Source organism: Streptomyces sp. V2I9, assembly GCF_030817475.1.
Lineage (GTDB): Bacteria > Actinomycetota > Actinomycetes > Streptomycetales > Streptomycetaceae > Streptomyces.
The window spans coordinates 4,748,556-4,769,956 of sequence record NZ_JAUSZJ010000002.1; the positions used below are offsets into that span (position 1 = coordinate 4,748,556).

Annotated in this window: 19 protein-coding genes and 1 riboswitch; of the genes, 12 read left to right on the forward strand and 7 right to left on the reverse strand. The window is 73.2% G+C overall.

All coding sequences use genetic code 11. The annotated features are described in order from the left end of the window. Nucleotides 1–8: 8 nt before the first annotated feature. Nucleotides 9–224 (forward strand): hypothetical protein, encoded by a 216-nt coding sequence (locus tag QFZ71_RS21055; protein WP_307669731.1) that lies wholly within the window; start codon nt 9–11, stop codon nt 222–224. 14 nt (nt 225–238) lie between these two features. Here the strand turns inward: QFZ71_RS21055 and QFZ71_RS21060 are convergent, their stop codons facing one another. From QFZ71_RS21060 to QFZ71_RS21090, 7 genes are all read right to left on the reverse strand, one after another. Beyond that, nucleotides 239–1,258 carry a ribonucleotide-diphosphate reductase subunit beta gene (locus QFZ71_RS21060; RefSeq protein ID WP_307669732.1) on the reverse strand — a complete coding sequence of 340 codons (1,020 nt, stop codon included), beginning with the start codon at nt 1,256–1,258 and terminating at the stop codon, nt 239–241. Then, nucleotides 1,258–3,681, reverse strand: a complete 2,424-nt coding sequence (locus tag QFZ71_RS21065) for a ribonucleoside-diphosphate reductase subunit alpha (RefSeq protein ID WP_307669733.1) — start codon at nt 3,679–3,681, stop codon at nt 1,258–1,260. The genes QFZ71_RS21060 and QFZ71_RS21065 overlap by 1 nt, the downstream gene beginning before the upstream one ends. A 136-nt stretch (nt 3,682–3,817) precedes the next feature. Further along, nucleotides 3,818–3,954: riboswitch (cobalamin riboswitch) on the reverse strand. Between the two features lie 51 nt (nt 3,955–4,005). Continuing rightward, a complete protein-coding gene (locus QFZ71_RS21070) occupies nt 4,006–4,515 on the reverse strand; it encodes a GNAT family N-acetyltransferase (RefSeq protein WP_307669734.1) in 510 nt (169 codons plus the stop codon). Continuing rightward, nucleotides 4,515–5,201 (reverse strand): hypothetical protein, encoded by a 687-nt coding sequence (locus QFZ71_RS21075; protein WP_307669735.1) that lies wholly within the window; start codon nt 5,199–5,201, stop codon nt 4,515–4,517. Before QFZ71_RS21075 ends, QFZ71_RS21070 begins: the two co-directional genes overlap by 1 nt. Nucleotides 5,202–5,428: 227 nt before the next feature. After that, entirely contained in the window at nt 5,429–5,632 is a 204-nt protein-coding gene (locus tag QFZ71_RS21080) for a YbdD/YjiX family protein (protein WP_307669736.1), read from the reverse strand. Further along, nucleotides 5,629–7,854 carry a carbon starvation CstA family protein gene (locus tag QFZ71_RS21085; RefSeq protein WP_307669737.1) on the reverse strand — a complete coding sequence of 742 codons (2,226 nt, stop codon included), beginning with the start codon at nt 7,852–7,854 and terminating at the stop codon, nt 5,629–5,631. The genes QFZ71_RS21080 and QFZ71_RS21085 overlap by 4 nt, the downstream gene beginning before the upstream one ends. Before the next feature lie 281 nt (nt 7,855–8,135). Beyond that, nucleotides 8,136–9,131: a LuxR C-terminal-related transcriptional regulator gene (locus tag QFZ71_RS21090; protein WP_307669738.1), complete on the reverse strand. Its 996-nt coding sequence runs from the start codon at nt 9,129–9,131 to the stop codon at nt 8,136–8,138. A 529-nt stretch (nt 9,132–9,660) separates the two neighbouring features. Here QFZ71_RS21090 and QFZ71_RS21095 point away from each other — a divergent pair. From QFZ71_RS21095 to QFZ71_RS21145, 11 genes are all read left to right on the forward strand, one after another. After that, complete coding sequence (locus tag QFZ71_RS21095) at nt 9,661–10,041, forward strand: hypothetical protein (RefSeq protein WP_307669739.1); 381 nt, start codon at nt 9,661–9,663, stop codon at nt 10,039–10,041. Continuing rightward, on the forward strand, nt 10,038–11,039 hold the full coding sequence (locus QFZ71_RS21100; RefSeq protein WP_307671537.1) for a glycosyltransferase family A protein: 1,002 nt from the start codon (nt 10,038–10,040) through the stop codon (nt 11,037–11,039). Before QFZ71_RS21095 ends, QFZ71_RS21100 begins: the two co-directional genes overlap by 4 nt. Then, the gene (locus QFZ71_RS21105) at nt 11,036–12,181 is read left to right on the forward strand and encodes a lysylphosphatidylglycerol synthase domain-containing protein (protein WP_307669740.1); all 1,146 of its coding nucleotides are present in this window, start codon (nt 11,036–11,038) and stop codon (nt 12,179–12,181) included. Before QFZ71_RS21100 ends, QFZ71_RS21105 begins: the two co-directional genes overlap by 4 nt. After that, on the forward strand, nt 12,178–13,626 hold the full coding sequence (locus QFZ71_RS21110; protein WP_307669741.1) for an aspartate aminotransferase family protein: 1,449 nt from the start codon (nt 12,178–12,180) through the stop codon (nt 13,624–13,626). The genes QFZ71_RS21105 and QFZ71_RS21110 overlap by 4 nt, the downstream gene beginning before the upstream one ends. Beyond that, a complete protein-coding gene (locus tag QFZ71_RS21115) occupies nt 13,614–14,660 on the forward strand; it encodes an NAD(P)-dependent oxidoreductase (RefSeq protein WP_307669742.1) in 1,047 nt (348 codons plus the stop codon). Before QFZ71_RS21110 ends, QFZ71_RS21115 begins: the two co-directional genes overlap by 13 nt. Nucleotides 14,661–14,677: 17 nt before the next feature. After that, entirely contained in the window at nt 14,678–15,742 is a 1,065-nt protein-coding gene (locus QFZ71_RS21120; RefSeq protein WP_307669743.1) for a UbiA family prenyltransferase, read from the forward strand. A gap of 119 nt (nt 15,743–15,861) precedes the next feature. After that, a complete protein-coding gene (locus QFZ71_RS21125; RefSeq protein ID WP_307669744.1) occupies nt 15,862–16,893 on the forward strand; it encodes a glycosyltransferase family 2 protein in 1,032 nt (343 codons plus the stop codon). After that, nucleotides 16,890–18,056, forward strand: coding sequence for an endonuclease/exonuclease/phosphatase family protein (locus QFZ71_RS21130; protein ID WP_307669745.1), 1,167 nt, complete (start codon nt 16,890–16,892; stop codon nt 18,054–18,056). Before QFZ71_RS21125 ends, QFZ71_RS21130 begins: the two co-directional genes overlap by 4 nt. Beyond that, entirely contained in the window at nt 18,053–19,219 is a 1,167-nt protein-coding gene (locus QFZ71_RS21135) for a glycosyltransferase family 4 protein (protein WP_307669746.1), read from the forward strand. Before QFZ71_RS21130 ends, QFZ71_RS21135 begins: the two co-directional genes overlap by 4 nt. Beyond that, on the forward strand, nt 19,216–20,361 hold the full coding sequence (locus QFZ71_RS21140; protein WP_307669747.1) for an endonuclease/exonuclease/phosphatase family protein: 1,146 nt from the start codon (nt 19,216–19,218) through the stop codon (nt 20,359–20,361). The genes QFZ71_RS21135 and QFZ71_RS21140 overlap by 4 nt, the downstream gene beginning before the upstream one ends. Further along, nucleotides 20,318–21,328: an aldo/keto reductase gene (locus tag QFZ71_RS21145; RefSeq protein WP_307669748.1), complete on the forward strand. Its 1,011-nt coding sequence runs from the start codon at nt 20,318–20,320 to the stop codon at nt 21,326–21,328. Before QFZ71_RS21140 ends, QFZ71_RS21145 begins: the two co-directional genes overlap by 44 nt. Nucleotides 21,329–21,401 lie beyond the last annotated feature (73 nt).

A 21,401-nucleotide genomic window follows, 5' to 3' on the forward strand; every position in this document is an offset into this window, starting at 1 on the left:
GTGGAGGCATGAACACATTCCTGAACTACCTGGTCGTGGCCGCCCTTTTCGCCCTCGTCCTCGCGCCTGTCGCGGTCGGCGTCGCCCGCGAGCGCCGCATCGCCCGCCAGCTGCGGGAGGCGGAACGGGGGCGGCGGGAGCCCGCACCCCCGCGAACGCGGAGCGCCGCGCGGCCGGTCACGGCCGCGCGGCGCCCCCGGCCCGGAAGCTGGGCCAGGGTCTGAGGAACCCCTGCGGTCTAGAAGTCGTCGTCGAACCCGACCGAGCCCTCGACGGCCACCTGGTAGGCGGACGGGCGGCGCTCGAAGAAGTTCGTCAGCTCCTGGACCCCCTGGAGCTCCATGAAGGAGAACGGGTTCTCCGAGCCGTACACCGTCGGGAAGCCCAGGCGGGCGAGCCGCTGGTCGGCGACGCACTCCAGGTACTGGCGCATCGACTCGGTGTTCATGCCCGGCAGGCCCTCGCCGCACAGGTCACGGCCGAACTGCAGCTCCGCCTCCACGGCCTCCCTGAGCATGTCGGTGACCTGCTGCTGGAGCGCGTCGTCGAAGAGGTCCGGCTCCTCCTTGCGGACGGTGTCCACGACCTCGAACGCGAAGTTCATGTGCATCGTCTCGTCACGGAACACCCAGTTGGTGCCCGTGGCGAGACCGTGCAGCAGGCCGCGTGAGCGGAACCAGTACACGTAGGCGAACGCCCCGTAGAAGAACAGTCCCTCGATGCAGGCCGCGAAGCAGATCAGGTTCAGCAGGAAGCGGCGGCGGTCCGCCTTCGTCTCCAGCCGTTCGATCTTCTCGACCGAGTCCATCCACCGGAAGCAGAACTGGGCCTTCTCCCGGATCGAGGGGATCTCCTCGACCGCGTCGAACGCCGCCGCCCGGTCGTCCGGGTCGGGCAGATAGGTGTCCAGCAGCGTCAGATAGAACTGGACGTGCACGGCCTCCTCGAAGAGCTGCCGCGACAGGTACAGCCGCGCCTCGGGGGAGTTGATGTGCTTGTACAGCGTCAGCACGAGGTTGTTCGACACGATCGAGTCGCCGGTGGCGAAGAACGCCACCAGCCGGCCGATCATGTGCTGCTCGCCCGGCGACAGCTTGGCGAGGTCGGCGACGTCCGAGTGGAGGTCCACCTCCTCCACGGTCCAGGTGTTCTTGATCGCGTCCCGGTAGCGCTCGTAGAAGTCCGGGTAGCGCATGGGACGCAGGGTCAGCTCGAATCCCGGATCGAGCAGGTTCTTCTCTTCGTTCGTGGTGCTCATCACTGGCAGGCCTCGCAGGACTCGGGGTTTTCGAGGGAGCAGGCGATGGCGTCCGCGTCGGGCGCCGAAGCCTGCTGTACGGGGATGGGGGCGGCGGCCGACGCCTGGCCGGACGCGGCACGGGCGATCCGGGTCGCCGGGCGCGAACGCAGGTAGTACGTCGTCTTCAGCCCCTGCTTCCAGGCGTACGCGTACATCGAGGAGAGCTTGCCGATCGTCGGCGTCTCCAGGAACAGGTTGAGCGACTGGCTCTGGTCGAGGAACGGCGTACGGGCCGCCGCCATGTCGATCAGGCCGCGCTGCGGGATCTCCCACGCCGTGCGGTACAGCGCCCGCACGTCCTCGGGGATCCACGCGAAGCCCTGCACGGAGCCGCTGGCCTCGCGCAGCGCCTCGCGGGTGCGGGCGTCCCACACGCCGAGCTTCTTCAGTTCGTCCACCAGGTAGGCGTTGACCTGGAGGAACTCACCGCTGAGCGTCTCGCGCTTGAACAGGTTGGAGACCTGCGGCTCGATGCACTCGTACACGCCCGCGATCGAGGCGATCGTCGCGGTCGGCGCGATGGCCAGCAGCAGCGAGTTGCGCATACCGGTCTTCGCGATCCGGGAGCGCAGGGCGTCCCAGCGCTCCGGCCAGTTCAGCTCGGTGGCGTAGTGGTCGGGGTGCAGCACCCCGCGCGCCGCCCGCGTCTCGGCCCAGGCCGGCAACGGGCCCGACCGCTCCGCGAGGTCGCAGGACGCCTCGTACGCGGCGAGCATGATGCGCTCGGAGATCTTCGTGGAGAGCGCGCGGGCCTCGGGGGAGTCGAAGGGCAGGCGCAGCTGGAAGAAGACGTCCTGGAGGCCCATCGCGCCCAGACCGACCGGCCGCCAGCGGGAGTTGGAGTTCCCCGCCTGCTCGGTCGGGTAGAAGTTGATGTCGACGACCCGGTCCAGGAAGGTCACGGCGGTGCGGACCGTGGAGTCCAGGCGCTCCCAGTCGATCGAGCCGTCCGCCACGAACGCGCCCAGGTTGACCGAGCCCAGGTTGCAGACGGCCGTCTCGCCGTCGTTCGTGACCTCCAGGATCTCCGTGCACAGGTTCGAGGAGTGCACGACCCGGCCCGGCTCGGCGGTCTGGTTCGCGGTCCGGTTGGAGGCGTCCTTGAACGTCATCCACCCCTGCCCGGTCTGCGCGAGGGTCCGCATCATCCGGCCGTACAGCTCACGCGCCGGCATCGCCTTGCGGGCCAGCCCCGCGGCCTCGGCCGCCCGGTAGGCGGCGTCGAACGCGTCGCCCCACAGATCGACCAGCTCGGGCACGTCCGCCGGGGAGAACAGCGACCACTCGGTGTCCGCCTCGACCCGGCGCATGAACTCGTCCGGGATCCAGTGCGCCAGGTTCAGGTTGTGCGTACGCCGCTGGTCCTCGCCGGTGTTGTCGCGCAGCTCCAGGAACTCCTCGATGTCCGCGTGCCAGGTCTCCAGGTAGACGGCCGCGGCGCCCTTGCGCCGGCCCCCCTGGTTCACCGCGGCCACCGAGGCGTCCAGCGTCTTGAGGAACGGCACGATGCCGTTGGAGTGCCCGTTGGTGCCCCGGATCAGCGAACCCCTGGCGCGGATGCGGGAGTACGACAGACCGATGCCGCCCGCGTGCTTCGAGAGCCGTGCCACCTGGTGGTAGCGGTCGTAGATCGAGTCCAGCTCGTCCTTGGGCGAGTCCAGCAGATAGCAGGAGGACATCTGCGGGTGCCGGGTGCCGGAGTTGAAGAGCGTGGGGGAGGAGGGGAGGTAGTCCAGCTTGCTCATCAGCCCGTAGAGCGCGGCGACCTCGTCCAGCGCCCGCGCCGACTCGTCCTCGGCGAGGCCCGCCGCCACCCGCAGCATGAAGTGCTGCGGGACCTCGATCACCTGGCGGGTGTGCGGGTGGCGCAGCAGATAGCGGCTGTGCAGCGTACGGAGACCGAAGTAGCCGAAGCGGTCGTCCGCGCCCTCGGCCAGCGCCCGCTCGACCAGCTCGTCCAGCGCCTTCGCGTGCAGCTCGACGAAGGCGGCGGTGCGGTCCGCGATCAGGCCCTCGCGGTGCCCGACGACGACCGAGGCGGAGAAGGACGTCGCGCCCTGGCCCGCGGCCTCGTCCGCGATCGTACGGGTCAGCAGCCGGGCGGCGAGCCGGGAGTACGCCGGGTCCTCGGAGATCAGCCCCGCGGCGGCCTCGGTGGCCAGCGAGCGCAGCTCGGCCTCGTCGGAGCGGGCGTTGCGCCCGCGCAGCGCGGCGGCGGCGACCCGGCCGGGGTCGGTGTCGGGAAGATCGACGGTGAGATCGGTCAGGGTCCGCAGCAGCGCGGTACCGGGTCCGTCGTTCGGGGTGTTCCCGGCCGTGGCCGACACCGGGGGCACTGCGGATTCGGTGGCTGAAACCGGATCGGCGGGCGCGATGGTCACAGGGCTTTCCCTCGCTCGGCAGGGGCCTGCGGAGGGCGGAGAAGCCGGGCAGCGCGAAACCCGGGGTCGGGGCAGCGCAGCTGACGGCGTCCACCGGCCCATCCGCGAGGCCCGGACGTCTGGCGCCCGGTTCGGTCGAGCCGGACGCGCTGTCGACAGGTCTTCGGACTTGCGGGTGCGCAGAAGCGCACTGATCACACCGTTGCGGGACAGTTCCGGATTCGCACCGGATTCCCCTGCGGCGACAGCGAGGTCGAGCATACATGTGGGGGCAGCCGGATGATGTGGCCCCCACATGTTGTGTCGCGGCGATGTCCTTCGCGCCTAGGAAGACGCCTCCAGGTCCAGCCGGAACGTCATGAGCCGTAGGCCCGGCACCGGCTCCCAGTCCCGCTCGGGGGTCCGCAGAAAGCCCAGCCGGCGGTAGATCCTCCGGGCCGGGAACATGGCCGGCTGCGTCGACAGCACCAGCGCCCGGACCCCGTCGGCGGACCGGGCCCGCTCGATGCAGGCCCGCACCAGCGCCTCGCCCGCGCCCCGCCCGCGCCCCGCGCGGGCCACCGCCAGCATCCGGAACTCGGCCTCGTCCGGACCGGCGATGTCGCACCACGGAGCACCCGGCGGGACGTACGTCACCCCGCCGAGCACCGCCCCCTCCGGGGCCACCGCGACGAGGACCTCCGCCTCGGCCGCCCGCTGCTCCACCGCCCGCAGCTTCAGCAGGTACGGGTCCCGCGGACCGTCCAGCAGGCCGTCGCCCAGATACGCCTCGGCGATGATCTCGCCGAGAACGGCGTGTTCGGCGGGGTCGGCCACCCTGACCGTCACCTTCATCAACCACTCGTTCCCACGTCGTTGTCGGGGGCGCCGTCCCCCACCGGCGGCAGGTCGCCGCGCTCGACCGGCCGCTCGGCGGAGTCCGGGCCGGCGGGCGGCAGGACCTCGTCGAGTTCGCGGTCGTCGGCCCGGTGGGCGGCCAGGGCCGCCGCCCGCAGCGTCGCCCGGTCCACCTCCTGGCGTGTTCCGCTCAACGTCACCACGAGGCCGCCCTGTTCGCGCGCGTACGCGTGCCCCGACTCCGTGGCGCTGTACCACTGTCCGCCGTCCCGCTCGCAGGTCGCGGGGGGCTTCCGGCCGGCCGGGTGGGCGGCGGCGTCCGTGCAGTCGGCCACGGCGTGCGGGCGGCGCTCCACCGACAGCTGGATGCGGCCGCCGTCCGGCGAGGTGTAGGCGCTGCCGAACCCGTCGTCGCCGAGCACCCCGACCGACCGGCGGGCCAGGGCGAAGCCGTCGGCCTCGGTCACCCACACATGCTCCGGGACGGTCCGCGCGGCCCGCGCCCGCGCCTCCAGCTCCGCCCGGTCGGGCGCCGGGACGGCCGAACCGCTCGGGTCCGCCGCCCGCGCGTCGGGCGGCGGCTCGGTGCCGCAGCCCGCCGAGGCGGCCAGGGCCACTGCCGGCGCCGCCGGGGTGATGGTGCGGACGAGCCGGAACCGGGGCCGCCGGGAACGCGAGGTCATGCGCACATCCTTGCGTACGGTGAGGGCTCCGTGTGCCGGGAAGGCGAACGACGGGAAGGCACCGGAAGGACGGCCGGGCCCGGCGGGCAGTGGAAAGGCCGGCGGGCAGCGGACCGCCGGGCGACCGGAAGGCCGGCGGGCGACTGAAAGGCCGCCGGGCCGCCGCCCGCCCCATCGGGGGAGGGGCGACGGCCCGTGAGCGAGGGCCTGGTGACCGGCCGTCGGGCTCAGCAGCAGCGGAAGCCCTCGCGGGGGTCCGCCTCGCGGGCGTCCATGCGTGCGCGCTCGAAGGCGCGGCGGGACAGGACGGGCGCGTCCGGATCGTGTGCGCGGGCGTGCGCCACGTACCGGTCGTAGACCGACTCGCCGGTCACCTCGCGGACGTACCAGCGGATCCGCCCGGCCAGCCGTCGTACATCCGCGACCGTCATGTCCGGCTCCCCGTTCCCGCCGCCTCCTTGCGCAGGCCGCCCTCGGGGCCGACACCGGCGGCGGCCAGTTCGGCCTTCTCCTCCTTGGTCGCGAAGAGCGAGGCGGGGGCGACGAGCCGGGACTCGACGAACGGCGTCTCGTGGAGCTTGACGCTCTCCGGATCGCGGATGGCCTGGTAGCAGACCCTCGCGGCGTCCACGAGCACCACGATGATGAGGAGCGCGAAGAGCGCGCTCAGCACCCCGTCGACGGTGGAGTTGGTGACGACGGTCCGCATGTCGTCCATGGTCTTCGCCGGGGGCAGCACCTCGCCCGCGTCGATGCCCGCCTGATACTTGTCACGCTGGGCGAAGAACCCGATCTTCACGTCGTCGGAGAAGATCTTCTGCCAGCTCGCGGTGAGCGTGACCGCCACGTCCCAGGCGAGCGGGACCGCGGTGACCCACGCCCACTTCAGGCGGCCGGACTTGACGAGCAGGGTGGTGCAGACGGCGAGCGCGACGGCCGCCAGCAGCTGGTTGGCGATGCCGAAGAGCGGGAAGAGCTGGTTGATGCCGCCCAGCGGGTCGTGCACGCCGACCCAGAGGAAGTAGCCCCAGCCGCCGACCACGACGGCGCTGGCGAACCAGACCCCCGGCTTCCAGCTGACCTCGCGGAACGGCTTGTAGACGTTGCCCAGCATGTCCTGGAGCATGAAGCGCCCCACCCGGGTGCCGGCGTCCACGGTGGTGAGGATGAAGAGCGCCTCGAACATGATGGCGAAGTGGTACCAGAACGCCTTCATCGCGGTCCCGCCGACCACCGCGGAGAAGATCTCCGCCATGCCGAGCGCGAACGTCGGCGCGCCCCCGGTCCGGGAGAGCAGGCTCGCCTCCTCGACGTCCTTGGCGGCCTGCGCCAGGGCGTCCGGGGAGATCGTGAACCCGAAGTTCGCCACGGCCTGGGAGGCGGACTGGACGCTGTCGCCGATCACGCCGGCGGGCGCGTTGATGGCGAAGTAGAGACCGGGGTCGATGATGCAGGCGGCGATCATCGCCATGATCGCCACGAACGACTCGACCAGCATGGCGCCGTAGCCGATCATCCGGATCTGCGTCTCCTTCTGGACCATCTTCGGCGTGGTGCCGGAGGAGACCAGGGAGTGGAAGCCGGAGAGCGCGCCGCAGGCGATGGTGATGAAGACGAAGGGGAACATCGAACCGGCGAAGACCGGGCCCGAGCCGCTGGAGGCGAAGTCGGTGACCGCGGGCATCTTCAGGGTCGGCAGGGCGACGACCACGCCCAGGGCCAGCAGCCCGATCGTGCCGACCTTCATGAAGGTGGAGAGGTAGTCGCGCGGGGCCAGCAGCAGCCAGACGGGGAGCACGGAGGCGAGGAACCCGTACACGATCATCCAGATGACCAGCGTGCCCGGCTCCAGCGTGAAGAAGTCCGCCCACGACGACTCGGCGACCCAGCCGCCCGAGACGATCGCGAGGAGCAGCAGCGCGACGCCGATGAGGGAGACCTCGCTGACCTTGCCGGGCCGCAGGATGCGCAGGTAGACGCCCATGAAGAGGGCGATCGGGATCGTCATGCCGATGGAGAAGACGCCCCACGGCGAGTGCGCGAGCGCGTTCACGATGACCAGCGCGAGGACCGCGAGCAGGATGATCATGATGATGAAGACCGCGACCAGGGCGGCGATCCCGCCGACCGGCCCTATCTCGTCGCGCGCCATCTGACCGAGCGAACGGCCGTTGCGGCGGGTGGAGAAGAAGAGCGTCACCATGTCCTGGACGGCCCCGGCGAAGATGACGCCGACGACGAGCCAGATCGTGCCGGGCAGATAGCCCATCTGCGCGGCGAGCACCGGGCCGACCAGCGGCCCCGCCCCGGCGATGGCGGCGAAGTGGTGGCCGAACAGGACGCGGCGGTCGGTGGGATGGAAGTCGACGCCGTTGTCCAGCCGTTCGGCGGGGGTCGCGCGGTTCTTGTCGGCCTTCAGGACCCGGTTGGCGATGAACCGGGAGTAGAAGCGGTACGCGATGGCGTACGAACCGAGGGCCGCCGCCAGCATCCAGGCGGCGGAGACCTCCTCGCCCCGTGAGAGCGCGAGGGTGGCCCAGCCGACGGCGCCGGCCAGAGCGACCAGACTCCAGACGACCACGGACTTCGGGGAGATGCCCCGCTTCCCCGGTACCTGTGGGGAAGATGGTGCTGATGTGGGCGCTTCCGCCATGTGGGTGACTCCGTCCCCTCGCTGATCACCGGTTGCGTGGGCAGGAAATCTATGGGACGCGTCCGGCCAGCGTCACCCCCTGTCCGCATTGCGGTCCGGCTACGGTGATGTTTCGCAACGGGGCACGGGCAGGGCGGCGAGTCGGTTCACCTCAGGCACGGGCAGCGCGGCGCGTCGGTTCACCCGGGGGGTGTCCGGCGTGGAAGGGGCGGCTGTCCGGGCGGGCCGGCCGGCGAGCGGCGGCACCGCCTTCGGCCGGGGAGACCTCCTCCCGCCGCCGGTCAGACCCAGCCCCGGCGGGCCGCCTCGGCGCCCGCCTGGAATCTGCTGCGGGCCTGCATCCGGGCCGTCAGCTCCGCGTTCATCCGGCGCACGGTGCGCAGGGACACCCCCAGGCGGCGTGCGGCGGTCGCGTCCGTGTGCCCCTTCGCCAGCACGGACAGCAACTCGTCCTCCTGGGGCGTCAGTCCGTTGCCGTCGCGGGCGGGAGGGGAGCTGAACGGGCTGGCGGTCGCCCACAACTGCTCGAACAGCATCCGGGCCACCGCCACGGCCCCCTTGCTGCGCAACTCCAGTGCGCCCGCCCGCCCGTCGTCGGGGTCCAGCGGCACCAGCGCGACCTCACCGTCGACCACCACCATGATCAGCGGCAGCGTCGGCAGCGTACGGCTCTCCGCGCCGAGCGCCCCCAGCCGGTTCACATAGCGCAGCGTCGGCGGGTCGTTGCGGAAGCTGTCCTGGTAGATGCTGCGCAGCCGCACCCCTCGCTCCAGCGCCCGCCGGTCCAGCGGCCAGCTGGCCTCCAGCGTGTCGGGGGACTGCGCGCCGCCGGGCAGCAGCGAGAGGCACTCCCGGGCGGCCAGTTCGGCCAGTTCGGTCAGCCGCTCACGCACCGCGTCGAGCCCTTCCAGCCGTTTGACGACGTCGAATCCGCCACCCGCCCGCCGCCCCCGGTCCGTGGTGAGGGCCGACATCGCGTCCCGCGCCACTTCGAGCCCCCGCTGCTGCCGGGCCAGCTCGGCCTCCCGACGGGAGAGGAGGAACGGCAGGCTGGCCGCCGGGTCCAGGGCCCGGAAGACCGGCGGGCCCTGCTCCGTACCGTGCGTGCCGCCGTCGTCCAGCAGGCACAGCTCGGCCAACTGGTCCAGTGCGCGGCGCACATCGTCCTCGCTCCGCCCCAGACGCGCCACGATCTCGTCGAGCCGCAGCTCCGGCTCGTCCAGGACGAGCCGGTAGACCAGCTCCGTCCGCGCGTCCAGCCCCAGCACCTCTAACATCCCTGGCTCCCCCGCAGATGTCACGCCGTCCCGCAGGCGGTGCGGGACGGCCCTTCAGCACCGGGCGTGAGTGTAGGGCGGCACGTTGTGAAGGTATAGACCAGGTCCACGGGGCGGATGGGCTCCGAAGTGCCGCGCGTGGCCGGAAAAGCCGGGGCCCGACGGCGGCCGGAGGGGCTCCCGGTGGTGGGGAGGGATGGCCGCAAGATGTCTGGCAGCCTCCTGCCACCACCGCATCGTCCCAGGCAGCCGCCCCCGTACGGCCCTCGCTGCGGCTGGCACTCCGCTGCCCCGCAGCTTTCGGCCACCCGCCAACCGTGGCTCCGCGGGCGGCGATGGCGACAGGATCTGGCCGTCACAAGGCATTCACACACCGCTATTTCTCAGGAGTTCCGTATGTGGGCGTTCCCTTCCCCCGGCCCTCGCCACTCGTCGGCCGCCGCCTCTTCCGCACTCCCGGCGGCCCTGTGCGCGGTCTCGGCACGGGCCGGCTTCTCCTGGGGGTGACCCCGGAGAACGGGACGCCCCCGTGTTCCTGGTGATCGCCCTCCTCGTGCGCGCCGAACCCCCGCGCCCCGACCGGTGGACGGCCGGCGAGCTGGCCCGCTGGCTGGGCTCCCGCCCCGTCAGGGCCGGCCCGCACGCGGTCGGACCGGTCCACGTGCACGTCGTCGAGGGCCCGGACGGCACGGTCCGCGCCGCGCTCTACATGGAGAGCCCCGACCCCGTGCACGCCGAACTGGCCGCGCTGGAGCACCTCCTGGCCGCCCTGAGCGCCGCCCGGCCCGCCTCGCTGGACTGGCGGCCCGCCGCTCTCGGCGGCGTCACGGGCTGCCCGCCCCCGCACCGCCTCCCCGAACCGAAAGGACCGGATCCGCCATGCCACGGGAGCGCCCCTCCGTGTCAGTGATCATCCCCAACCACAACTACGAGAAGACCCTGCGGGCCTGCCTCGAATCGGTCTACGCCCAGACCCTGCGCCCGCTGGACGTGGTCGTCGTGGACGACGCCAGCACCGACGGCTCCCGCGACATCGCCCGCGCGTTCCCCTGCGTCCTGGTGGCCCGTCCCCGGAACGGCGGGGTCTCCGCCGCCCGCAACCTCGGCGTCTCCGCGTCCGCCGGGCAGGTGCTGTTCTTCCTCGACTCCGACATCGCCCTGGCGCCCGACGCGATCGAGAACGCCGTCGACCTGCTCATGGACGATCCGGGGACCGGCTGCGTCCACGGCGTCCTGGACCCCGAACCGCTCTTCGACGACGGCCCGGTGGAGGTCTACCACTGCCTGCACGCGCACTTCTGGCGACGCCGCAGCGCCGGGGTCGTCGGCACCGCCTTCTTCGCGCTGGCCGCGATCGAGCGCTCCGTCTTCGAGGCGACCGGACCCTTCGACGAGAACCTCCGCGACTCCGAGGACGTCGAGTACAGCGACCGCCTCGCCGCCACCCACCGCATTCGGCTCAGTGAGCGGGTGACCGGCCGCCACGACGACGTGGACCGGCTGCTGCCGATGCTCGCCGAGCAGTACCGGCGCTCCCAACTGCTCGTCCCCGTCGCCGCCGTGGAACGCCGGCGCGGCGGCGGGCTGCGCGCCAACCGCACGGCGGGCGTCCTCGCCGCCGGCCTGGTCCCGCTCACGCTCCCGCTCGCCCTGCTCACCCCCTGGCTGCTCGCGGCGCCGCTCGTCTGCGCCGTGGCCTTCGCGCTCGCGGACGTGGAGCTGTCCCATTTCGTGGCCCGCCGCAAGGGACGGCTCTTCCTGCTCCGCTTCTCCGCGCTGCACTTCGCGGTCCACCTCGCTCTCGTCCTCGGCGCGGTGACCGGCGGCGTCCGCTGGCTGGTGGACCCGCGTTTCGGCCCCTCGGTCCGGGGCCGCCGCGACCGCCCGGCCCCGGCGGCGGCACCGTGAGCACCGGGACGGACGGAGAGGCGGAGGCCCTACGGCCCGCGGCTGCGTCACCGGAACCGGAAGCCGTAGGTGCCGGTGCCGCGCGTCCGGAGGCCGTACGGTCCACGGCTACGTCGCCGGAACCGGAACCGAAGCCGGAACCGGAACCGAAGCCGGCGCCGGACACCGCCCCGGCCGGGGCCGACCGACGCCCCTCCCGGTGGGCCCGCGCGCTGCGCCCCGCCGCCGTTGCCGTCCTCATCGCGGCGACCTGCTTCGCCGTGGGCGGATCGCTGCGCGCGGCCGGTACGGAGCTGGCCGACGCCGCCGGCCGGCCCGGAGGGGTGCTCCTGCTCGGCGCTGCCCTGGCCGCCAACGCGGCCGGACTCGTCCTGTCGATGCTCTCCTGGCGCGTCCTCGTCGTGGACGGCGGCTCCCCGGCCCGCACCAGCGACACCGCGCGTATCTTCTTCATCGGTGTCATCAGCAAGTTCGTCCCCGGCCGGATCTGGGGCGTCCTCGCCCACGTCCAGCTCGGCAAGGCCGTCGGCATCGCCCCCGAGCGGATGATCGCCGCCTTCGGCCTCGGCCTCGTCATCGGGACGACCACCGGGGCCGCCGCCGGACTCCTCGTCGCCCCGGCCGTGTTCGGCGCGGGCGCCTGGGTGTTCGCCCCGCTCGTGCTGCTCGCGGCGGCCGGCGTGGCCCGGCCCGGCTGGGTGGGCCGGCTCGTCGCGTGGACGATGCGGCTGGCCCGCCGCCCCGCCGGAGCCGCCGACAGCTCCCCCCGCGCCCTGCGGCTCTCCATCGGCTGGGCCTGCGCCTCGTGGGCGGGCTCCGGACTCCACCTGTGGGCCATCGCCGTGCTGCTCGGCGCCCCACCGCTGCTCTCCCTGCCCGTCTGCGTCGGCGGCTTCGCCCTGGCCACCGTCGCCGGAAGCCTCGCCTTCGTCCTGCCCGACGGCTGGGGAGCGCGCGAGCTCGTCCTCCTCGCCCCCCTCGCCGCGGTGATGCCGCTCTCCGCCGCCACCGCCGCCGTCATCGCCAGCCGGCTCGTCTGCGTGCTCAGCGAGGTCGCCGCCACCGGCGCGGCCCTCGCCTGGGCCCGCGCCGCCGGACCCCTGCCCGTCCCTCGACCCGCGCTCCGGGAAGGAACCGCATGACCCCCGACGCACCCCCGCTGCTCACCGTGGACGACTGCGAACGACTGTCGACGCGCCAGGTGCACGACCTGTACCGGTCCCACGTCAACAAGAGCCAGGTCTCCCTGATGACCTCCTTCGGCTTCGGCCGTGAACTCGTCGACCACGCCGAGGGATCCTGGATCCACACCCGCGACGGACGCCGCGTCCTCGACTTCACCGGCGGCGTCGGCGTCCTCAACCACGGCCACAACCACCCGCGTATCCTCGCCGCCCGCCGCCGCTTCCAGGAGCAGCGCCGGATGGAGGTCCACAAGACCTACTTCTCGCCCTACATCGCGGCCCTCGGCCACAACCTCGCCCGGTTGCTGCCGGGTGACCTGAACCTCTCCTTCTTCCCCAACTCCGGGGCGGAGGCCGTCGAGGGCGCGGTGAAACTCGCGTACAAGTACCACGGCGGCCGCCGGAAGCAGATACTGCACGCCGACATCAGCTTCCACGGCAAGCTGCTCGGCTCCGGCAGCCTCACCGGCAGCGCCCAGAACGCCTTCGCCTTCCCCGGCATCCCCGGCGTCTCCGCCTTCCGCTACGGCGACCTCGACTCCGTACGGCGGGCGGTCGCCGGAGCGCGGGACGCCCAGGGGCGCTGCGATGTCTACGCGATCCTCATCGAACCGTTCTCCGCCTCCACGATGACGGAGTGCTCCGAGGAATTCCTGCGCGGGCTGCGGGAGTTGTGCACCGAGGAGAAGATCGTGCTGATCTTCGACGAGATCTACACCGGCTGGGGCAAGACCGGCAGCCTCTTCCACTTCATGCGCTATCCGGGACTGGTCCCGGATGTGGTGACCACCTCGAAGTCCTTCGGCGGCGGCAAGTCGTCCGTCTCCGCCTTCGTCGCCCGCGAGCCCGTCTTCCGCGCGGCGTACGACAGCCTCGGCGACGCCATGCTCCAGTCCACCAGCACCACGTACTACGGTTTCGGCGAGGAGACCGCCACCGCGCTGGAGGCCGTCAACATCGCGGTCGAGGACGACTACCCGGCCCGCGCCCGCGCCATCGAACGCGTCCTGAAGCCCGGCCTGGAGAGACTGCGCAAGCAGTACCCCGACCTCATCGCCGACGTCCGGGGAGCCGGTGCGCTGTACGGGATCTTCCTCGACGGCGGGCCCCGCCTCCTGGATCTCGCCGCGAAGATCGCCCCCGGCGGCCTCGCCCGCGACCCGCTGCTGCGGACCAAGGTCATCACCTGCGCGGTCGTCAACGCGATGTACCACGACCACGACGTGTACCTGTACTACACGCTCAACGGCCGCAGCCCCCTGGTGGCCGCTCCCTGCCTGGTCGCCGGGCCGGACGAGGTGGAGATCTTCCTCGACGCCTTCGACCGGACCCTGGCCAAGGGCATGAACCGGCTGCTCACCGCCTTCTTCAAGGACAAGGCGGTGTCCCGATGGGCGGCCTGACCATCGCCGTCACCGGCGCCGCCGGCATGCTCGGCTCCCACCTGGTCGCCCGGCTCGCGGCCGACGGCCACGACGTCGTCGGGATCGACCTGCGCGACGACCCCCGCCCGCCCGCCGGGGCCCGGCACATCGTCGCCGACATCCGGGACGGGGCCGCGCTCGCCCGCGCCTTCGACGGGGCCCACGCGCTGGTGCACTGCGCCGCCGCCCTGCCCAGCTACCCCGTCGACCAGATCCGCTCCATCACCGTCGACGGCACCCGCGCCGTCCTCACCGCCGCCCGCCGGGCCCGCGTCGAACGGGTCGTGCACATCTCCTCCACCGCCGTCTACGGGTTGCCGAAGCGGGTCCCCACCCCGGAGGAGCACCCCCGCGAGCCCGTCGACCCGTACAGCAGGGCCAAGGCCGAGGCCGAGGAGGTCTGCGAGGAGTTCCGGGGGCGCGGGATGTGCCTGCCGGTCCTGCGGCCCAAGACCTTCCTCGGACCCGGCCGGATGGGCCTGTTCTCGATGCTCTTCGAATGGGCCGAGGAGCGGCGCAACTTCCCCGTCCTGGGCCGGGGCGACGTCCGCATCCAGATGTTCGGCATGGCCGACCTGGTCGACGCCGTGGTGCTCGCCCTCCACGCCCCGCCCGAGATCGCCGACGACGTCTACAACCTGGGCGCCGCCGAGTTCGGCACCCTGCGGGAGGACTTCCAGGCGGTGCTGGACGCGGCCGGACACGGCAGACGCGTGGTCCCGCTGCCGGCAGCACCGGCGCTCGCGGTCCTGCGCACGCTGGAGCGCACCAAGCTCTCCCCGGTCTACGGGCGGCTGCTGTTCAAGCTCCTCGACGACAGCTACGTGGACATCACCCGTGCCACCGAACGGCTCGGCTTCCGTCCCGCGCTCTCCAACCAGGACGCCATCCTCGGCACCTACGCGTGGTGGCGCACCCAGCGGCGGGGCGGCGCCCCCGCTCCCGGAGCCGGCCGGACCAGCCGGGACCCGTGGCGCCAAGGGGCGCTCGGCCTGGCCAAGGTCTTCTTCTGATCCCCTGGAGCCCTGCCGTGGACATCACCCGGCCGTCCCCCGCGCCCGTGCGCGTGGTGGCAGTCCCGCCCGGACCCGAACCCGCCGACCTCACCCCCCTGCCCGAGGCAGCCGCCCCCACCGGCCTCGCCCCGCTGCCCGAACCCTCCTACGCCGGGCCGCTGGGGCACCCGCCCCCGGCCGGCGTACGGCAGACCCGCCGCAACCGGCCGCGCGACCTCCTGGCACTGCTGCGCCCCGGCCAGTGGGTCAAGAACCTGGCCGTCGTCCCGCTCGCCCTCCTCGACACCCCCGCGTGGGGGACCGCCGTCCTCCTGCGCACCGGCTGGGCGATTCTCGGCTTCACCCTCGCCTCCGCCGTCGTCTACGTCGTCAACGACCTCGCCGACCGGGAGCGGGACCGGCTGCACCCGGTCAAACGGCACCGCCCGATCGCCTCCGGCCGGGTCTCCCCGGCCGCCGCGACCGTCCTGACCGGTCTTCTCGCCCTGGCGCTGACCGGCTGGGCGGTGGCCGGACCCGCCTGGCAGTGGTGGCCCACCGCCCTCTACCTGGCGCTGAGCCTCGCGTACTCCCAGGGGCTCAAACACGTACCTCTGGTGGACGCGTTCATCGTGGCGACCGGCTTCGTCCTCCGGCTCCTCCAGGGGGCGCTGCTCATCGGCACCCGTCCCTCCGAGTGGCTGGCGCTCTGCGTCTTCTCGCTCTGCCTGATGCTGGCGCTCGGCAAACGCCGGCACGAGATGACGGCGGCGGGCCGCGCCCACCGCCCCGCCCTGCGCGGCTACACGCTCGCCTTCCTCGACCACCTGGTCGTCCTGGTCGCCGTGCTGACGGCCGTCAGCTACGTGCTCTACCTCCGCGACGACGCGGCCCTCACCGCCGGGGCCTCCTTCGTCACCCTGCTCTCCGCCCCCTGCGCCGTCTTCGGCCTCGCCCGCTACCTCCAGCTCCTCCTGGTCGAGGAGGGCGGCGGCAACCCCGTCCACGTCCTCTTCCGGGACCGTTCGACCCTCGTCAACGCGGCGCTGTGGGCGCTCCTCGTCGCCCTCGCGCTCCTCCTCCCGCACCCGTCCGGCTGACCTTCCCGGCCGCTCGCTCCGCCCACGGCCCCGTACGCCGTCCGCCCGCCCCACCCACGGCCCCGGACGCCATCCGTCCGCCATCCGCCATCCGCCCTCCGACCGCCCGAAGGCGCCCCATGAACCGGAAGCACCCCCTCGTCTCCGTCGTCATCCCCAACTACAACTACGGCCGCGCCCTGGAACTCTGCCTGCGTGCCGCCCTCGCCCAGACCTACCAGCCCCTGGAGGTGCTGCTCATCGACGACTGCTCCACCGACGACTCGGTCGCCGTCGCCGAGGCCTGCGGCGTCCGGGTGATCAGCACCGGCGTCAACAGCGGGGTCGCCACCACCCGCAACACCGGGGCCGCCCACGCACGCGGTGAGATCGTCGTGTTCGTCGACTCCGACGTGGCGATGGAACCGGACGCGATCGCCAACGCCGTCGCCCTGCTCGACTCCGACCCCCGCATCGGCGCGGTCTGCGGCACCTACGACGCCGAACCCCTCATCCGGGACAGCCTGATCGAGGAGTACCGCTGCCTGCACCAGTTCTACTGGCTGGCCGAGACCGAAGGCCGCATCGGCACCCTGCACACCGCGATCTGCGCCATGCCCGCCCGCGTCTTCGCCGAGATCGGCCCCTTCAACCCCCGGCTGCGCCACACCGAGGACGGCGACTACGCCGCCCGCATCTGCCGGAGCTACGAGGTCCACAGCTCCACCGCCGTCCGGGGCCGGCACGACCACGACGACACCTGGCGCGTCGTGCTGCGCAAGGTCTTCCACCGCACCCGGCTGCACATCCCGCTCTACGTCCGACGCGGCGACCTCCCCGGCGGCATCGCCACCGGACCCCGCGCCGGGGCCAGCGTCGCGGCCCTGCTCGCCCTGGCCACCCTGCCGCTCGGCCTGATCGCCGCGCCCTGGCTGCTCGTCCCGGCCGCCCTGCTCGCCCTCACCCTGCTCGCGGACTCCGCCCTGTACCGCTTCGTCCTGCGCCGCCGGGGCCCCCTGTTCGCCGCCTACTTCGCCTTCGCGCACACCGTGGTCAACGCGGTCATCGCGGCGGGCGCGGGCGTCGGTGCCCTCCAGTGGCTGGCCTCCCGCCGCTTCCGCCGGCTGTACGAGCCCGGCGCGCACCTCGCCCCGGTACGGGCCACACCGTGACGGGGACCCTGGCGGCCGACAGCGCCGCCCCCGCCGACCCGGAGGCGCCCGACGCGTACCCACCGCCCGCGCGGGAAGGGGACCGCCGGTGGCCCGGCCGGCTGCTGCTCGCCGTCGCCGTCCTGTGGGCCCTCTTCGTCGCCGCCCGCGCGCTCCTCAGCGGCCGGTGGTGGGTGTGGAACGGCCTCGGACTCGCCCCGCCCGTCCTCCATCTCCTCCTCCCGCTCGCCCTGTTGATCCCGGCCGCACTGGTCCGGCACGGGCGGCGGGCGGCCGTCGGCGTCGTCCTGGCCTCGCTGCTGCTGGGCTCCTGGCAGACCGGGCTGCACCCCGGCGCGCTGCTGCGCGGACAGCCCGCCGTGCCGCCGGGCGCCCTGAAGGTGGTCAGCTGGAACACCTTCTTCTGGGACCAGGACAGCGACACCGACGCCTTCTACGCCTACCTGAAGTCCCACTCCGCCGACGTCTACCTCCTCCAGGAGTACCAGAACGCACGGGGCGACGAACCCGCCCCGATCGACGACCTGCCCCGGCTCCGCAGGGAGTTCCCCGGCTTCCACATCGCCACCGAGGGGGAGTTCCTCACCCTGTCCCGTTTCCCGGTCACCTCCGTGCGGGCACTGCGCCCCGACGGGCTGGCCCCGCCCGACACCTCCTGGGCCGACTACTGGAACATCCGCGTCCTGCGCACCGACATCGACGTGGACGGCGAGACCCTCTCCCTCTACAACACGCACCTGCCCGACCTGCTGAACGTCGACCGCAACCCCCTGAACGCCGCCTACCACCGATCCGTACGGCAGCTCTCCGACCGCCGCGACCGCCACTTCCGGGCCCTGCGCGACGACCTCGACGCCAACGACCACCCGGTGGTGCTCGCCGGGGACCTCAACGTGCTGCCGGGCACCGGCGACCTGCGCTGGTTCGACGGGCTGCGGGACGCCGCCGAGGCCGGGGACTCGGTCCACCCGGCGACGTTCCCGGTGAGCGGCCCGGCGCTCTGGCGGCTCGACTGGGCGTTCGTCTCGCCCCGCCTCGACCTGCACCGGCAGTCCGTCCAGGACCCGCCCGCCGTGCTCTCCACCCACCGGCTGATCGAGCTGCTCCTCTCCCCGCCCGCCCCCGGGGCCGCCGCCCCGGCCACCGAGAAGGACCGGTCATGACCCGCCGCTCCACGCGCTCGCCCCGCTTCGACGTGACGATCGTGCTCACCTACTACCTCCCGTACACCAGCGGCCTCACCGAAGTGGCCCGCACGGTCGCCGAAGGGCTGGCCGCGCGGGGCCGCCGGGTCGCCGTCGTCGCCTGCCGCCACGACCCCGACCGCCCCGCGCGCGAGACCGTGAACGGCGTCGAGGTGTTCCGCGCCCCGGTCGCCGCCCGTCTCGGGCGCGGCGTCATCAGCCCCGGATTCGCCCCGCTCGCCGGACGGATCGCCCGCGCCTCGCGGGTCGTCAACGTCCATCTGCCGATGCTGGAGGCCGGACTCGTCGCCCGGCTCGCCGGGGACACCCCGGTCGTCGCCACCCACCACGACGACGTCTGGCTGGCCGGCGGCGCGCTCGCCCCGCTCCAGGTGAAGGCCGTCGACGCCTCGGTGGCCGGGGCGCTGCGCCGCTCGGTCGCCGTCGTCGTCAACAACGCGGACCACGCGGAGCATTCGCGCCACTGGCCGCTGATGCGCGAGCGCCGCCTCCTGGCCATCGCCCCGCCCTGCCGGGAGCGCGAGCCCGCGCCCGCCGCCTTCCGCGAGACGGCGGGCCCGCACGTCGGCTTCCTCGGCCGGATCGCCCCCGAGAAGGGACTGCACCACCTGGTCGACGCCTTCCGGACCATCCCGGACCCCGATGCCCGGCTGCTGATCGCGGGCGACTACTCCAAGGTCGCCGGCGGCAGCGTCGTCGGGGCGCTGCGCACCCGCGCCGGGGACGACCCCCGCATCCGGTTCACCGGTTTCCTCCGGGACGACCAGGTGGCGGGCTTCTACGCCTCGTTGGACGCGTTCGCCCTGCCGTCCGTCGCCGAGGAGTCCTTCGGCATCTCCCAGGCCGAGGCGATGATGCTCGGCGTCCCCTCCGTCGCCAGCGACGCACCGGGGATGCGCGTCCCGGTGGCGGAGACGGGTTTCGGCCGTCTCTTCCCGCCCGGCGACGCCCACGCCCTGGCCGCGGCCCTGCGCGAGGTGGCCGCGTACCCGCCGGAACGCCGTGCCGAGGGCGGCCGCGACGCCCGTGCCCGGTACGGGCCGGACCACTGCCTGGACGCCTACGACGCCCTGTTCCGGGACGTCGGGGCACCGCGGGGAGTCCGGGGAGCCGCCGCGTGACGAACCCGGAGAGCCCGGCCGGGGCGGTGTGGGCCGGTGCGGCCGTGAACGCGGGAGGCCCGCCGCTGTGGGCGGCGGCGGCCTGGGCCGTGTTCCTCGCCGCCCATCTCGCCCTCAACGGCCGCTGGTGGTTCTGGCTGCTGCCGTCGCTGCTGCCGCCGCCCCTGTTCGTCGCGGTGCCCGCCCTGCTCCTGGTGGCCGCCGGAGCGACGGGGGACCTCGCGGCCGGAGCGGTGGCGGGGGCGTCGCTGCTGCTCGGGGTCCGGCAGTCCGGCGCGGTGGTCCGCGCGCCGGCCCGCGGAGCGCGGAGGCCACCGCCCGGCGGGGCGGTGCGCATCGTCTCCTGGAACACCCAGCACTGGTGCCAGACCACCGACCCGGAGCCGTTCTACGCCTTCCTGCGCGGGCTCGACGCCGACGTCTACCTCCTCCAGGAGTACCACCACGACCGGTTCGACGGCACCTACCGGCTGATCGACGACGACCGGCGGCTGCGCGCGAACTTCCCCGGCCACGAGGCCGTCATCGCCCGCGGGCTGATCACCCTGTCCCGGCTGCCGGTCGCCGCGGCCGTCGGGACGGCAGCCCGCCGGACCCTGCGGGTCGACCTGGAGATGCCGGGCGACGGCCGCATTCTCGCCACGTTCAATGTCCACATCCCGGTACAGCTGCGGTTGATCAGCCCGTTGCGTGCAGACTTCTACCGCGCGGTCCGCTCACGGGCCGCCGACCGGGAGCAGGAGTACCGGGGACTCCTCGCGGACGTCGCCGACTGCCCCCATCCGGCCCTGATCGCGGGGGACTTCAACACCACCGCCGCCATCGGGGACTCCCGCCGCATCGCCCGCCTGGGCGCCGATGCCGTCGCCCTGACCGGGAAAGTGTGGCCCGTCTCCTGGCAGCCCCGCCCCGGTCTGCGCTGGTGGCGGCTGGACTGGGTGCTCAGCACACCGGGCGTCCGGGTCCACAGCTACCGCTTCCGCGATCCGCGCGGACTGTCCGACCACTGCGTCCAGGAGGTGTCCGTGTCGCTCGCCGAACCGGGCCCCCGGCCACCGGCCGGCCTCCGTGCCCACCACCACGACGAAGGAACCCACCATGCGTTACCGCTACCTCGGCAAGACCGGCCTGCGGGTCAGTGAACTCTGCCTGGGCGCCATGACGTTCGGCCGGGAGGCCGACGAAACCACCAGCCACGCCCTGCTGGACCGCTTCACCGAGGTGGGCGGCACCTTCGTGGACACCGCCGACATCTACTCCGCCGGAGCCTCCGAGGAGATCCTCGGCCGCTGGCTGAAGAGACAGCGCCGCGACGACGTGGTGATCGCCACCAAGGTGCGGTACGGCACGGGTGAGGGCCCCAACGACCGCGGACTGGGCCGCAACCACCTGATCGCCGGGGTCGAGGCGAGCCTGCGCCGGCTGGGCACCGACCACATCGACCTCTACCAGGTGCACGCCTGGGACCCCGGCACCCCGCTGGAGGAGACCCTCGCCACCCTGGACGCCCTGGTCACCTCCGGCAAGGTGCGCTACATCGGGGCCAGCAACTTCTCCGGCTGGCAGCTCCAGAAGGCCGTCGACCTCAGCCGGGAACACGGCTGGGAGCCCTTCACCGCCCTCCAGCCGCTCTACAACCTGCTGGACCGCTCCGCCGAATGGGAGCTGCTGGAGGTCAGCCGCAACGAGGGCCTCGGCGTCATCCCGTGGAGCCCGCTGCGCGGCGGCTGGCTGAGCGGCGCGATCCGGCGCGGTACGGGACGGCCGCCCGCGGGCACCCGCGTGGAGACCGCCGAACGGCTCGGCTGGGGCGAGTCGTGGAGCGCGTACGAGGGCGACGAGCGCACCTGGCGGGTGCTGGACGCCCTGCACGGCGTCGCCGGACGCACGGGCCTCGCGGTGCCGGTGGTGGCCCTCGCCTGGCTGCTCGGCCGCCCCGGCGTCACCGCCCCCATCGTGGGCGCGCGCACCCCGGAGCAACTGGAGACCAACCTGGGCGCCGCGGACCTGGACCTCGACCCGGCCGACGCGGCCCTGCTCACCGCCGCGAGCGACCAGGTGCTCCCGTACCCGTACTCCGTGATCGAGACGGACCCCGAGTTGCGCTGACGCCCCTTGCGTGACCGGAAACGGGCGGTGGCCCGGAGGGAGGGTTCCCCCCGGGCCACCGGCTCTTCGCGCG

Excerpts from the sequence above, each read along its gene's own strand:
- QFZ71_RS21055 (WP_307669731.1), top strand. The coding sequence starts at position 9 with ATGAACACATTCCTGAACTACCTGGTCGTGGCCGCCCTTTTCGCCCTC.
- QFZ71_RS21060 (WP_307669732.1), bottom strand. The coding sequence starts at position 1,258 with ATGAGCACCACGAACGAAGAGAAGAACCTGCTCGATCCGGGATTCGAG.
- QFZ71_RS21070 (WP_307669734.1), bottom strand. The coding sequence starts at position 4,515 with ATGAAGGTGACGGTCAGGGTGGCCGACCCCGCCGAACACGCCGTTCTC.
- QFZ71_RS21075 (WP_307669735.1), bottom strand. The coding sequence starts at position 5,201 with ATGACCTCGCGTTCCCGGCGGCCCCGGTTCCGGCTCGTCCGCACCATC.
- QFZ71_RS21080 (WP_307669736.1), bottom strand. The coding sequence starts at position 5,632 with ATGACGGTCGCGGATGTACGACGGCTGGCCGGGCGGATCCGCTGGTAC.
- QFZ71_RS21085 (WP_307669737.1), bottom strand. The coding sequence starts at position 7,854 with ATGGCGGAAGCGCCCACATCAGCACCATCTTCCCCACAGGTACCGGGG.
- QFZ71_RS21090 (WP_307669738.1), bottom strand. The coding sequence starts at position 9,131 with ATGTTAGAGGTGCTGGGGCTGGACGCGCGGACGGAGCTGGTCTACCGG.
- QFZ71_RS21110 (WP_307669741.1), top strand. The coding sequence starts at position 12,178 with ATGACCCCCGACGCACCCCCGCTGCTCACCGTGGACGACTGCGAACGA.
- QFZ71_RS21115 (WP_307669742.1), top strand. The coding sequence starts at position 13,614 with ATGGGCGGCCTGACCATCGCCGTCACCGGCGCCGCCGGCATGCTCGGC.
- QFZ71_RS21125 (WP_307669744.1), top strand. The coding sequence starts at position 15,862 with ATGAACCGGAAGCACCCCCTCGTCTCCGTCGTCATCCCCAACTACAAC.
- QFZ71_RS21135 (WP_307669746.1), top strand. The coding sequence starts at position 18,053 with ATGACCCGCCGCTCCACGCGCTCGCCCCGCTTCGACGTGACGATCGTG.
- QFZ71_RS21145 (WP_307669748.1), top strand. The coding sequence starts at position 20,318 with ATGCGTTACCGCTACCTCGGCAAGACCGGCCTGCGGGTCAGTGAACTC.